At 68.3% G+C, this 12,098-nt stretch carries 13 protein-coding genes; 7 read left to right on the forward strand and 6 right to left on the reverse strand.

Annotated features, from left to right (window positions below):
• Window positions 1-103: 103 nt before the first annotated feature.
• The 5 genes from AB4Z47_RS06365 to AB4Z47_RS06385 all read right to left on the reverse strand — a co-directional run bounded on the left by AB4Z47_RS06365 (window position 104) and on the right by AB4Z47_RS06385 (window position 3,240).
• Window positions 104-826 carry a Clp protease N-terminal domain-containing protein gene (locus AB4Z47_RS06365; RefSeq protein WP_441948618.1) on the reverse strand — a complete coding sequence of 241 codons (723 nt, stop codon included), beginning with the start codon at window positions 824-826 and terminating at the stop codon, window positions 104-106.
• A gap of 54 nt (window positions 827-880) precedes the next feature.
• Complete coding sequence (locus AB4Z47_RS06370; protein WP_441948619.1) at window positions 881-1,183, reverse strand: hypothetical protein; 303 nt, start codon at window positions 1,181-1,183, stop codon at window positions 881-883.
• A 39-nt stretch (window positions 1,184-1,222) separates the two neighbouring features.
• The gene (locus tag AB4Z47_RS06375) at window positions 1,223-2,140 is read right to left on the reverse strand and encodes a CDP-alcohol phosphatidyltransferase family protein (RefSeq protein WP_441948620.1); all 918 of its coding nucleotides are present in this window, start codon (window positions 2,138-2,140) and stop codon (window positions 1,223-1,225) included.
• Window positions 2,140-2,865 (reverse strand): phosphatidylserine decarboxylase, encoded by a 726-nt coding sequence (locus tag AB4Z47_RS06380; RefSeq protein WP_441948621.1) that lies wholly within the window; start codon window positions 2,863-2,865, stop codon window positions 2,140-2,142. Before AB4Z47_RS06380 ends, AB4Z47_RS06375 begins: the two co-directional genes overlap by 1 nt.
• Before the next feature lie 102 nt (window positions 2,866-2,967).
• Entirely contained in the window at window positions 2,968-3,240 is a 273-nt protein-coding gene (locus tag AB4Z47_RS06385; protein WP_441948623.1) for a GlsB/YeaQ/YmgE family stress response membrane protein, read from the reverse strand.
• 222 nt (window positions 3,241-3,462) lie between these two features.
• Between AB4Z47_RS06385 and AB4Z47_RS06390 the strand changes: the two genes are divergently transcribed.
• On the forward strand, window positions 3,463-4,491 hold the full coding sequence (locus AB4Z47_RS06390) for a beta-ketoacyl-ACP synthase III (RefSeq protein WP_441948625.1): 1,029 nt from the start codon (window positions 3,463-3,465) through the stop codon (window positions 4,489-4,491).
• 85 nt (window positions 4,492-4,576) lie between these two features.
• Here the strand turns inward: AB4Z47_RS06390 and AB4Z47_RS06395 are convergent, their stop codons facing one another.
• Entirely contained in the window at window positions 4,577-5,032 is a 456-nt protein-coding gene (locus AB4Z47_RS06395) for an SRPBCC family protein (protein ID WP_441948627.1), read from the reverse strand.
• Between the two features lie 230 nt (window positions 5,033-5,262).
• Here AB4Z47_RS06395 and AB4Z47_RS06400 point away from each other — a divergent pair, with 230 nt between their 5' ends.
• The 6 genes from AB4Z47_RS06400 (at window position 5,263) to AB4Z47_RS06425 (ending at window position 11,999) form a co-directional block, all read left to right on the forward strand.
• The gene (locus tag AB4Z47_RS06400; protein ID WP_441948629.1) at window positions 5,263-5,460 is read left to right on the forward strand and encodes a hypothetical protein; all 198 of its coding nucleotides are present in this window, start codon (window positions 5,263-5,265) and stop codon (window positions 5,458-5,460) included.
• Between the two features lie 53 nt (window positions 5,461-5,513).
• Entirely contained in the window at window positions 5,514-7,181 is a 1,668-nt protein-coding gene (locus tag AB4Z47_RS06405; protein ID WP_441948630.1) for an FAD-dependent oxidoreductase, read from the forward strand.
• A 14-nt stretch (window positions 7,182-7,195) separates the two neighbouring features.
• Window positions 7,196-8,689 carry an ATP-binding protein gene (locus AB4Z47_RS06410; RefSeq protein ID WP_441948632.1) on the forward strand — a complete coding sequence of 498 codons (1,494 nt, stop codon included), beginning with the start codon at window positions 7,196-7,198 and terminating at the stop codon, window positions 8,687-8,689.
• Window positions 8,689-9,042, forward strand: a complete 354-nt coding sequence (locus tag AB4Z47_RS06415; protein ID WP_441948634.1) for a UBP-type zinc finger domain-containing protein — start codon at window positions 8,689-8,691, stop codon at window positions 9,040-9,042. The genes AB4Z47_RS06410 and AB4Z47_RS06415 overlap by 1 nt, the downstream gene beginning before the upstream one ends.
• Before the next feature lie 74 nt (window positions 9,043-9,116).
• Window positions 9,117-9,551 (forward strand): hypothetical protein, encoded by a 435-nt coding sequence (locus tag AB4Z47_RS06420; RefSeq protein ID WP_441948636.1) that lies wholly within the window; start codon window positions 9,117-9,119, stop codon window positions 9,549-9,551.
• A gap of 150 nt (window positions 9,552-9,701) precedes the next feature.
• A complete protein-coding gene (locus AB4Z47_RS06425) occupies window positions 9,702-11,999 on the forward strand; it encodes an AAA family ATPase (RefSeq protein WP_441948637.1) in 2,298 nt (765 codons plus the stop codon).
• Window positions 12,000-12,098 lie beyond the last annotated feature (99 nt).

The following is a 12,098-nucleotide window of genomic DNA, read 5'->3' on the forward strand; positions in this document are numbered from 1 at the left end:
TCGGTGCCGAACATCTGATCGGCGGTTCACGCTCGCACCTATCACCAACAGCGGTACCACGACGGCGGCCGCCACCCGAAGCTTCCCGGCGTCCATCGCGGAATCAGGGTTTCCCGGGCACGATCGACGCGATCAATTCGACCAGGTGCGCTTCGGTCTTCGCCTTCTCGATGCCGAGATCGCTGAGCAGACCGGAGCCGTTCTCCTGTTCGAGCAGGGCGAGCAAGATGTGCTCGGTGCCGATGTAGTTGTGCACCAGGCGAACCGCCTCGCGGAACGTGAGTTCGAGCACCTTCTTGGCCTCCGGGCCGAACGGGATCAGCGCGGGGACCTCGCCCGCACTCGCCGGCAGAGACGCGGCGGCAGCGGCGGCCACCGCATCCAGCTCGACGCCGTGGGTAATGAGCTGCACCGCGAGGCTGTCCGGCTCGGTGAGCAGTCCGAGCACCAGATGCCCGACGGCGATCTCCGGGTTGCCCGCAGCGCGCGCGGCCTCCTGCGCGGCCATCACCACCGCGCGCGCCCGGACGGTGAACCGTGCGAAACCCGCGTTCGGGTCCATCGCCGAGGCGCCGGCCGGGTCGGGCGCCTTGGGCACGAACCGCTTCTGCGCGGCCTGCTTGCTGACGCCCATGCTGACGCCGATATCGGTCCAGGAGGCCCCGGAGCGACGAGCTTGGTCCACGAAGTGGCCGATCAGGTGGTCGGCCACTTCGCCGAGGTGATTCGCCGCGACCACCGCGTCGGAGAGCTGCTCGAGCACGTTGTCGGGACGGGCTTTCTTGATGCCCTCGATCAGATCGTCGAGGCGAAACTGAGATGTCATACGTCAACCATAGGTTGACGATCCGCTTGCGTCAACCTTGGGTTGACGAACGGCTCACGGCCGCACTGCTCGCGCGGCGCCGCGCACGATCCCTTCCTTCACCCGGGCCGCGATCCGCCCGGTCAGCACGGTTCGGCGCGGCGAATCGTCCGCATGCAGGAACTGGAGCAGCGCGTCCCGACGGCCCAGGCTCAGACACTGCACCAGGTACCGGAAGCGCAGTGGCCGCGGCTCGACCCCGCGCAGCCGCGCGACGGCGGCATCGGCCGCGTACTTGCCGGTCGGCAGCGCGAGCGAAACCAGTTCGCGCTCTTCGATGGTCTCCAGCGGACCGAGCTCACCGCGCGCGGTGGACACCGGCTCCGGTAGCCAGGGGCCCAGGCTCGAGGCAGCCGCCTAGGAAATGCCGGCGCCCGGCGGCGGATTTCCCTCTTGACGCTGCTTGCCGCCCGGACGGCGCAATCGCAGGCGCGCAGACGAACCGCGGATCGCCGGACGCCGGATCGCGGGCAGCCGCCGGTTCGCGCGGCGCTGGGCACGCCGCTCGGCGGGCTTGTGCTGCCAGGTCTCCGGGCGCGCCGCCACCCACCGCTGGGAATGCCAGGCGAACGGAATGTGTCCCAGATACAACGCGACCAGGACCAGCAGCAGCACGATCGGGTAGGTGATCAGTGCCGCCGCGGCCAGCGCGACCAGCACCAGCAACCCGGCAGCCGCCTGCGGCGCCACCGACACCGACTTCATGGCCAGCGTCGGAATCGTGCTGACGCACAACGTCGCCGCGAGAACCGTCCACACCGCGACCTCGTAGTAGCCGACCCACCAGCCGTCGCCGAACTGCACGAACAGCGCTACCGGCACCATGGCGATGAGCGCGCCCGCCGGAGCGGGCACGCCGACGAAGTACTCCCGCGCCCACTCCGGCCTGGTGTCGTCGTCCATCAGGGTGTTGAACCGGGCCAGACGCAGCACGATGCTGACAGCGAATAGCAACGAGACGATCCACCCCGCGCTGTTGCTGTTGAGCAACGTCACGTAGAGCACGAGCGCCGGGGCGACGCCGAAGGAAATGGCATCCGACAGCGAATCCAGCTCGGCGCCGATCTTGGTGGTGGCGTCGAGCATCCTGGCCAGGCGGCCGTCGAGGGTGTCCAGCACGGCCGCGGCGCCGATCATCGCCAGCGCGATGTCGAGCTTGCCGTCGAGGCCGAACTTCACCGCCGATAGTCCCGCACACAGCGCGAGGATTGTCACGATGCTCGGCAGCAGCCGGATCGTCCGCCGCCGCCGCTGTGTGGGTACCGCGGCTTCCATCACGACTCGGTCGACGCGAGCACGGCGAGCACGGTCTCGCCGCCGATGGTGCGCTGGCCTGGCTCGACGAGCAGCTCGGTGCCCGGCGGGAAGTACGTGTCGACCCGGGAGCCGAAGCGGATCAGGCCATAGGTGTCGCCGATCGTGAGCACGTCGCCGACCTGGGCGTCGCAGACGATCCGGCGGGCGAGCAGCCCGGCTATCTGCACGACGACGACCTGCTGCCCGCCGGACGTTTCCAGCACCATGCTGTTGCGCTCGTTCACCGAACTGGCCTCGGGCAGGTCTGCCGAGCGGAACTGGCCGGGCTGGTGCAGCACTGTGCGCACGACGCCGGAGACCGGCGTTCGCTGCACGTGCACGTCCAGCACGGAGAGGAAAATGCTGACCCTGGGCAGCGGCTGGTCGCCGAGGCCCAACTCCGCGGGCGCAACGGCGCTGTCGACGAGAGCGATCTCACCGTCGGCGGGGGCGACCACGGCGCCGACGCGATTCGGCGGCACCCGGTTCGGGTGCCGGAAGAACGTCGCACAGACCGCCGCGGCCAGCAGTCCCGTCCGGCGCACCCACTTGCGTCTGCCGCCGGCCACGGCGACCGCCAGCGGTACGGCGACGAACGGAAGCCCGGCGGGATGCAAGGGGGGAATCGCGTTGCGGACCAGGTCGGCGACATGGCCGACCCCGGTGCGTTCAGGCGTGCCGGGCGGGGTGGGACGGCGGGCCACAGGCTCCTCTTTCGTGCTCGATGCAGACGGGTTGCGCCCCTCAACGATAGGACCGGCGCAAGCGTTCACACCTTACGGGAAAGGAACCTGTGGCACCGGCCCTCAGGACCTGACTCTACGCCCGGTCACCAGCTTCACCAGGAACAACAGAATCACCGCGCCGCCGAGGCAAGTGAAGAAGCTGAACCAGAGGCCGCCGCCCTCGACGTCGACGCCAAGCACCTTCAGGAGGAACCCGCCGAGTAGGCCACCGACGACGCCGACAAGGATATTGAGGAGGATGCCCTGCTGGGCGTCCGTCTTCATGATCTTGCTGGCTATCCATCCGGCAAGACCGCCGATGATGATCCATCCGATAATCCCGAGTCCGAGCATGGTGTCCTCGAATCACTAGTTGGGTCCACGCCGCAAAGTGCATCGGCGTGCTTCGAGGGGATACCCGCCGATTGTGAGAATACGCGCGCCAGACGAGCGACTATCGGGCTAATATGAGGAGGCCTCATGTCTACGCCCTCGCAGGCCATGGCGGATGAGGGACCGATTTCGATGCTTCGGGGACAACCCGGCGGCGCCGCCGCAGGTACATAGGAGACGCAGATGGCTGCTCGAATCGCCCAGACCACCGGGGCAGCGCACACGGCGATCCTCGGGCTCGGCGTATACCGCCCTGCTCGAGTGGTCACCAACGACGAGGTGGCGGGTCCGATCGGCTCGAGCGATGAGTGGATTCGGACCAGGTCGGGGATCAAGACCCGGCGCTTCGCCGACGAATCGGAGACGCTACACAGCATGAGCGTCGCGGCCGCCCGCGGAGCACTGGAATCATCGGGTATAGCGGTCGACCAAGTCGATTGCGTGATCGTTGCTACATCGACGCATCTCTTGCTGACGCCGGCCGCGGCCCCGCAGATCGCCACCGAGCTCGGCATGAACGGCGCCGCGGCCTTCGACATCTCGGCGGGGTGCGCGGGCTTCTGCCACTCGCTCGCGCTGGCCTCGGATCTGGTCCGGGCCGGTACCGCCGCGCATGTGCTGGTGGTCGGCGTAGAGAAGCTGACGAACACGATCAATCCGACCGACCGCTCCACCGCCTTCCTGTTCGCCGACGGCGCGGGCGCGGTGATCGTCGGCCCCTCCGACGAGCAGGGCATCGGCCCGACGGTATGGGGCTCGGACGGCACCCAGCACCACGCGATCCGGCAGGACAAAGACTGGATGGAGTACTTCCACGAGATCGATGAAAAGGGCCTCGACGCGGTGCGGCCTTACCTGACCATGGAGGGCACGGCGGTATTCCGTTGGGCCGCGCACTCATTGGAGAAGGTGTGCCGCGACGCGATCGACCGCGCCGGACTGTCCACCGAAGACCTGGACGCGATGATCCCGCACCAGGCCAACGGCCGCATCATCGAGATCATGGCGAGGGTGCTGAAGCTGCCCAAGGACTGCGCGCTGGCCAACGACATCGAGGAGGCGGGCAACACCTCGGCCGCCTCCATTCCGCTCGCCATGGAGGCGCTGCTGCGCAAGGGCGAGTCGAAGCCGGGCGACCGGGCGCTGCTCATCGCGTTCGGCGCGGGTCTGTCCTATGCGGCGCAGGTCGTGATCCTGCCGACCTGGCAGTAGGGTTCGGCGCCGCATATCCCGCGGCACGCGCCTCTGCGTCGGCGAAGGCGCGTGCCCTGGCGTGGCCAATTTGTGATGGGTGTGACTATGCGCGCGCCTCGACGGCATTCTTGATCTTGCCGAGCGTCTCGTTCATGCCGCGCACCAGCGCCTCCTCGAAGAGGTGCTCGCCACCGAGCGCCGCGTTGATCGCCGTGCGAGAAAACCAGGTGGTGCCGTTGGGCACGTCCCGCCTTTCGATCAGCCGGGTGCCGCTCTCGGTCGGCTCCAGTATGTAGCTCCAGATGCTGCGGTTCTCGTTGATCCGGAAGGCGAAGGCATGGTTCGGCTCGTAGCGCACGATGCGGGCGGTGGTCGGCCAGTACTTCTTGCCGTCGCGATTCAGGTTGATCGTCCAGGTGCCTGCCTGGGGCGCGCCGAGCGCCACCATGCGGACGCACTGCGGGCTGAACTCGGGCATCCGCTCGAGGTCGGAGACCACCGCCCACACTCGCTCCGGCGGCGCGGAGATATCAATGGTGGCTTCGAGATTTTTCGGCAACGCTGCCTCCGGGATACATGCGGCGGACCGACGGATGTCCGTCCGAGCGCGTTCGACGAGTCGCACACATTTTAATCGGGAAGACAGTTGCTTCTTGATCGCGAAGACAGTTGCATCACATTTCTGCTTGTTGCGCACCGGCGGTGTAATGGTCGGCGCACAATCGCTGATAGATGAAGCATCAGACACTGCCTCCAACTTTTCGGCGTCCCAACGTGAGGTGATCGGCCGTGAAACTGCGCTCCCTCTTACATCGTCGGCACGCGGACCAGGTTCCGCTGCTTCCCGCTATCGAACCCGAGGACGGGCAAACCGCCCGAGGCACGTCGTCTTCGCTCCGCAGCACCCGTACGGCTGCCCAGGAAGAACTACTGGAGCGACTGCTCACTCCGACCGAACTCGATCTGGTCCTGCACCATCGATTCTGAGCCCTCAGCGAACGACCACGACAGACCGAGCGCCGAGGCTCCATACTCAACAAGTGACTTCTCCCGCTGCTCCGAAACCGGCCATCCTGAGCGTCGATGACGATCCAGGCGTTTCTCGGGCGGTCGTACGCGATCTGCGCCGCCGTTACGGCGCCGATTACCGGATTCTGCGCGCGGAATCGGGCGCGCAGGCGCTCGACGCGCTTCGGGAGATGAAACTGCGCGGACAGCCGGTCGCGGTATTGATCGCCGACTATCGGATGCCCGGCATGGACGGCATCGAATTCCTGGAACAGGCAATGGACCTGCACCCGTACGCGCGCCGCGTATTGCTGACCGCCTACGCCGACACCAACGCGGCGATCGACGCGATCAACGTGGTCGACCTGGACCATTACCTGCTCAAGCCGTGGGACCCGCCAGAGGAGAAGCTCTACCCGGTGCTGGACGGTCTGCTGGACGCCTGGCGCAGCAGCGAGCACCGGCCGGTGACCGAGACCAAGGTGGTCGGCAACCGCTGGTCGCCGCGCTCGTCGCAGGTGCGCGAGTTCCTGGCCCGCAACCAGCTGCCCTACCGCTGGTACCTGGCCGACGAGCCCGAGGGCGCGCGGCTGCTGGAGGCGGCGGGGGCCGATCCCGAGCGCTGTCCGGTGGTGATCACCGCGGCCGGCGAGACGCTGGTGCAACCCACCGATGGCGAGCTGGCCGAGAACGTGGGCCTCACCGTCAATCCCGCAGGCGAGTTCTACGACCTGATCGTGGTCGGCGGCGGCCCCGCCGGGCTGGGCGCTGCGGTGTACGGCGCGTCCGAGGGTCTGCGCACCGTGCTGGTCGAGCGGACCGCGACCGGTGGACAGGCCGGACAGAGCTCACGCATCGAGAACTACCTCGGCTTCCCCGACGGCCTGTCCGGCGCGCAGCTGGCCGACCGGGCGCGTCGCCAGGCCGCGAAGTTCGGCGCCGAGGTGATCACCACCCGTGAGGTGGTCGGGCTGGAGGTGAACGGGTCCGCGCGCACCGTGCGGTTCGCCGACGGTGGCACGCTGTGCGCGCACACCGTGATCATCGCCACCGGCGTCGACTACCGCCACCACCCGGCGCCCGGCGTCGACGATTTCACCGGACGCGGTGTCTACTACGGCTCGGCCATGACCGAGGCCTCCGAGTGCGCCGGCCACGACGTCTACATCGTGGGCGGCGCGAACTCGGCCGGCCAGGCAGCGGTGTTCCTTTCCCACAAAGCGCGCACCGTGCACCTGGTGGTCCGGGCCGACTCGTTGGAGAAGTCCATGTCGCATTACTTGGTGCAGCAGATCACGCAGATACCGAATATCGCGGTGCACACCGACACCGAAGTGACCGCCGCCGACGGAGACGACCATCTGCGGCTGATCGTGCTGCGTAACAACAAGACCGGCGCCGAGGAGAAGGCCGAGGCGGAGCGGCTGTTCCTGTTCATCGGCGCCGCGCCGCAGACCGACTGGCTCGAGGGCGTGGTCACGCGCGACAACGCGGGCTACGTGCTCGCGGGCCCGGACCTGCTCGTCGACGGCGGGCGCCCGGCGGGCTGGGAATTACCCCGCCCGCCCCACCATCTGGAAACAAACGTGCCCGGCGTGTTCGTGGCGGGCGACGTACACGCCGAATCGGCCAAGCGCGTCGCCTCCGCGGTCGGTGAGGGCGCGATGGCCGTCATGCTCGTACACCGGTACCTCGCGTGATCAGGAGGGTGGCAATGACTTCGAATCAGACCGCGGATCGCAGTAGCCGAGTTGTCTGCGACCCCGCCGAACTGCGCGCCCTGTTCCTGTTCGAGAAGCTGACCGACGAGCAGCTGGAATGGCTGTGCGCCGACGGCCGGGTCGAGACCATCGAGCCGGGGCTGGTCTTCCGTGAGGGCGAACCGGCCACCTGCTTCTACGTGCTGATGGACGGCGAGGTGGTGCTCACCAAGCAGTCCGGCGGCGCGGAGATCGAGCTGGTCCGCACCGAGCACCACGGCGCCTACTCCGGCGCCTGGATGTCCTACATCGGCGACAAGGTCGAGCAGAAGTACAACAGCTCGATGTATGTGACGAGGCCGTCACGGTTCTACGTGCTCGACGCGGACATCTTCGCCCGGATGATGCACGAATGGTTCCCGATGGCAGTGCACCTGCTGGAGGGCGTGTTCTTCGGTAGCCGGAACACCAACGCGCGTATCGGCGAGCGCGAACGACTGCTTGCGCTGGGGTCACTCTCGGCGGGCCTCACCCACGAGCTGAACAACCCGGCCGCCGCCGCGGTCCGCGCCACCGCGGGTCTGCGGGAGCGGGTCGCGGGAATGCGGCACAAGCTGGCGATGATGGCCGACGGCAAGTTCGATCCGGAATCCCTCGGCCCTCTCGTGCGTCTGCAGGAGGAGGCCGCCGCCCAGGTCGCGAAGGCGCCGGAGCTCACGCCGATGGAGGCCGCAGACCGCGAGGACGTGCTGGGCGAATGGCTCGAGGAACACGGCATCCTCGACGGCTGGAATCTCGCGCCGAACTTCGTCCAGGCCGGGTTCGACGCGGACTGGCTCGAGCGCGTGGCGGCCACTTTGGAGGGCGCTCCGGAGCAGGTCTTCCAGGGCGCGATCCGCTGGCTGAACTACACCATCGAGACCGAGCTGCTGATGAACGAGATCGGCGACTCGACCACGCGCATCTCCTCGCTGGTCGACGCGGCCAAGCAGTACTCGCAGATGGACCGGGCGCCGTTCCAAGTGGTCGACATCCACGAGCTGCTGGACAGCACGCTGGTCATGCTCAGCCGCAAGATCGGCGACGACGTGCAGGTGGTCAAGGAGTACGACCGGACGCTGCCGCAAGTGCCCTGCTACGCAGCCGAACTGAACCAGGTGTGGACCAATCTGATCGACAACGCGGTGTACGCGATGAATGGAAACGGCACCTTGACCATCCGCACCAGGCACGAGAACGATTGCGCCGTCGTCGAGATCGGCGACACCGGGCCGGGCATCCCGCCGGAGGCGCGCGGCCGGATCTTCGAACCGTTCTTCACGACCAAGCCGATGGGCGAGGGCACCGGGCTCGGCCTGGACATATCGTTCCGGATCGTGGTCAACAAGCACAATGGCGACATTCGGGTGGACTCCGAGCCGGGCGACACCAGGTTCACCGTCTGGCTGCCGCTGAACCGGCCCGAGGAGAATCAGGCCGAACCGGAATCGAACGCAGGAGGGCAGTGATGACAGAGCAGCTCGAGGGCATCGATCCCGCGGCGCCGCCCAGCGGGCCCGGTTGCCTGGAATGCGAAGCGAACCGGGGATGGTGGGTCCACCTACGCCGCTGCGCCCAGTGCGGGCACGTCGGCTGCTGTGACACCTCGCCCGCGCAGCATGCCACCAAGCACGCGAAAGACACCGGCCACCCGTTCATCCAGAGCTTCGAGCCGGGCGAGAACTGGTACTACAACTTCCAAACCGAAGAAATGTACGGTGGCGGACCGGAATTGTCCCCGCCGCACAGCCACCCGGCGGATCAAGGCGTGCCAGGCCCCCGCGACCGGGTTCCCGCGGACTGGCAGGCACGCATCCACTGATCCGGACCGACCCGGTACGCTGCACCGAACGCGCCGGAGGCTCCGGCACCTCGATCCACCCGGGAAAGCACGGTATGAAGCGAACTTCCGCCATCGTCCTGGCCGTCGGGACGGTGGGTTTCCTGCTGGTAGGTTGCGGCGGGCAGGACGAGCCCACCGCGAACGGGCCGCGCAAAGACTCGCCGAGCACCAGCACCACCATCCCCGCCACGCCAACGACCGGCGCTGCCGGGACCACGGCGCCGAGCGCCGAAGCGGGCACGCCGACTACCACGGCGAAGCAGAACGATTCCTCGCTCGGCCCCGCGTCGAGCACCACCTGCGGCGAATACAAGAAACTGGACAGCGAGGGCGAGAAGACGCTGATCGAGCAGATCCTCGCGGAGAACCCGGGCAGCCCGTTCGAGGGCAGCCCGAATGTCGCCCTCGGCACCGCCAAGCTGGTCTGCCTGTCGCCGAGCGTGGCGGACACATCGGTCGCGGTAGCCGCCGGAATCGTGCAGAAGTGACGTCCTGCCCCACCGGAGGGCGGGGCTTCCGACACGACTGACAATTTTCGCGCCAGCTCCGGCGCACTTCCGCCGAAACTCAGCATCGACAAGTCGTATCGATAACGCGGTCCGGTGACTGAGCGCGGTCTCACGCGGCAGAATGGCACAGTGGCAGAACTCGCACTGACCGCTCGACTGAATCCCTCCGCGGCCGACGCCCGACGTGGGGTGGTGCGGCTGCATTCCGAGGCGCTCACCGCGCTCGGACTGCGCGAGTGGGACGGTATCGCGCTGGTGGGGTCGCGGCACACAGCCGCGGTGGCCGGTGTCGCGCCGAAGGGAACGCCCGCTGGGATCGCACTGCTCGACGACGTGACGCTGTCGAACGCCGGACTGCGCGAGGACGCGACGGTGGTGGTCGCCCCGGCGACTGTGTGCGGCGCCAAACAGATCTCCCTGAGCGGTTCAGTGCACGCCACCCGCACCATTCCGGCCGTGACACTGCGCCAGGCGCTGCTCGGCAAGGTCGTCACGGTGGGTGACGCGGTCTCCCTGCTTCCACGCGACCTCGGCCCCGACATCAGCTCCTCGGCGGCCACCCAGGCGCTCTCACGCACCTTCGGCATCGCGTGGACCACCGAGCTTCTCACCGTCACCGCCACCGATCCGCGGGGACCGGTGAGCGTGCAGCCGAACACCGCGGTCGTCTGGGGCGCGGGCGTGGTCGCCGCACGGACCGCCGCCGACTTGGCCCTGGCCGGAACGCCGATTCCGGCGGGTGAGTCCTCGCGCGGGGCCACCGAGGCTGCCGCGTTCGCGACGGCCGCGGGAACGAATGGCGCACCGGCGGGCAGACACGCGCCGACCAGGGACACACCGAGCATCACGGTCGAGGATTTGGCGGGTGTACGCGGGCATGCCGCGAAGCTCGCCGAATGGCTCAGCCTCGCTCTGGATGAACCCGAACTGTTGCGAACGCTGGGTGCGACACCGCATCTCGGTGTGCTGATCACCGGACCCGCGGGCGTCGGCAAAGCCACGCTGGCGCGCGCCGTGACAGCGCCGCGCCGCATCGTCGAGTTGGACGGCCCCACCATCGGCGCGGCCGAGAGCGGCGCTCGTCTGCGCGAAGTCGCCCAGGGGGTGGCCGACGTCAGCTCCGGCCAGGGTGGCATCCTGCTCATCACCGACATCGACGCGTTGCTACCCGCGGACGCCGAGCCGGTGGCTACCCTCATCCTCGACCAGCTGCGCGCAGCGGTCAACGAGCCGTCCGTCGCATTCCTGGCGACCACCGCGCACCCGGCCGGCATCGATGCGCGGCTGCGGGCGCCCGACCTCTGCGACCGCGAGCTCACGCTGCCGCTGCCGACGRCTGCCGTGCGCAAGGTACTGCTCGAGCAACTGCTGCGCCGGGTGCCGATCGGGGAGTTGAAACTCGACGAGATCGTTTCGCGCACACCAGGTTTCGTGGCATCCGATCTTGCCGCGCTGTGCCGGGAGGCGGCGCTGCGCGCGGCGTCGCGGGCGAGCAAGGACCATGGCGACCCACAGCTCACCCAGCCGGATCTCCTCGGCGCGCTCGAGGTGATCCGGCCGCTGTCGCGTTCGGGCATGGAGGAACTCGCCATCGGCAGTCTCGCGCTCGACGACGTCGGCGACATGGTGGAGACCAAGCAGGCGCTCACCGAATCGGTGTTGTGGCCGCTGCGCCATCCGGATTCGTTCGCCCGCCTCGGCATCGACCCGCCGCGCGGCGTGCTGCTCTATGGCCCGCCCGGCTGCGGCAAAACCTTCCTGGTGCGCGCGCTGGCGGGCAGCGGCCAGCTCAGCGTGCACTCGGTGAAGGGCGCCGAACTGCTGGACAAGTGGGTCGGCTCGTCTGAGCGGGCGGTGCGCGAATTGTTCCAGCGCGCCCGCGATTCCGCGCCGTCGCTGATCTTCCTGGACGAGGTGGACGCCCTTGCTCCGCGCCGCGGCCAGAGCGCCGACTCCGGCGTCGGCGACCGGGTGGTAGCCGCACTGCTCACCGAACTCGACGGTGTGGAGCCGCTGCGCGACGTGGTGGTGCTCGGCGCGACCAACCGGCCGGAGCTGATCGACCCGGCGTTGCTGCGTCCGGGCAGGCTGGAAAGGCTGGTCTTCGTGCCACCGCCGGACGCGGCCGCGCGGCACGAGATCCTGTGCACGGCGGGCCGCGCGGTGCCGCTGGCCGATGACGTCGACCTCGCCGCGCTCGCCCGCGAACTGGACGGCTACTCGGCCGCCGACTGCACCGCCCTGCTGCGCGAGTCCGCGCTCGCCGCGATGCGGCGGGACATGGACGCCGCCGACGTCACCGCGGCTGACGTGGCGGCCGCAAAGGCGGCGGTGCGGCCCTCGCTCGACCCGCTCCAGATCGATTCGCTGCGCCGCTACGCGGAGACGCGCGGCGAGGCGGCAGGCAGCGAAGGCCGTTATCTATAGCCGACCTTTGGACAACTTCTGGTAATCGGGCAATTCCCGGGATTTTCGCCCTCTCGACTTATATCAGCGAATAGTTGGCAATCATGAGTTTTGCGCGAT

Source organism: Nocardia sp. 2TAF39, assembly GCF_052114905.1.
Classification (GTDB): domain Bacteria; phylum Actinomycetota; class Actinomycetes; order Mycobacteriales; family Mycobacteriaceae; genus Nocardia.

Coding starts and splice junctions, on each gene's coding strand:
- AB4Z47_RS06365 (WP_441948618.1), bottom strand. CDS start 826: ATGACATCTCAGTTTCGCCTCGACGATCTGATCGAGGGCATCAAGAAA.
- AB4Z47_RS06375 (WP_441948620.1), bottom strand. CDS start 2,140: ATGGAAGCCGCGGTACCCACACAGCGGCGGCGGCGGACGATCCGGCTG.
- AB4Z47_RS06385 (WP_441948623.1), bottom strand. CDS start 3,240: ATGCTCGGACTCGGGATTATCGGATGGATCATCATCGGCGGTCTTGCC.
- AB4Z47_RS06390 (WP_441948625.1), top strand. CDS start 3,463: ATGGCTGCTCGAATCGCCCAGACCACCGGGGCAGCGCACACGGCGATC.
- AB4Z47_RS06410 (WP_441948632.1), top strand. CDS start 7,196: ATGACTTCGAATCAGACCGCGGATCGCAGTAGCCGAGTTGTCTGCGAC.
- AB4Z47_RS06415 (WP_441948634.1), top strand. CDS start 8,689: ATGACAGAGCAGCTCGAGGGCATCGATCCCGCGGCGCCGCCCAGCGGG.
- AB4Z47_RS06420 (WP_441948636.1), top strand. CDS start 9,117: ATGAAGCGAACTTCCGCCATCGTCCTGGCCGTCGGGACGGTGGGTTTC.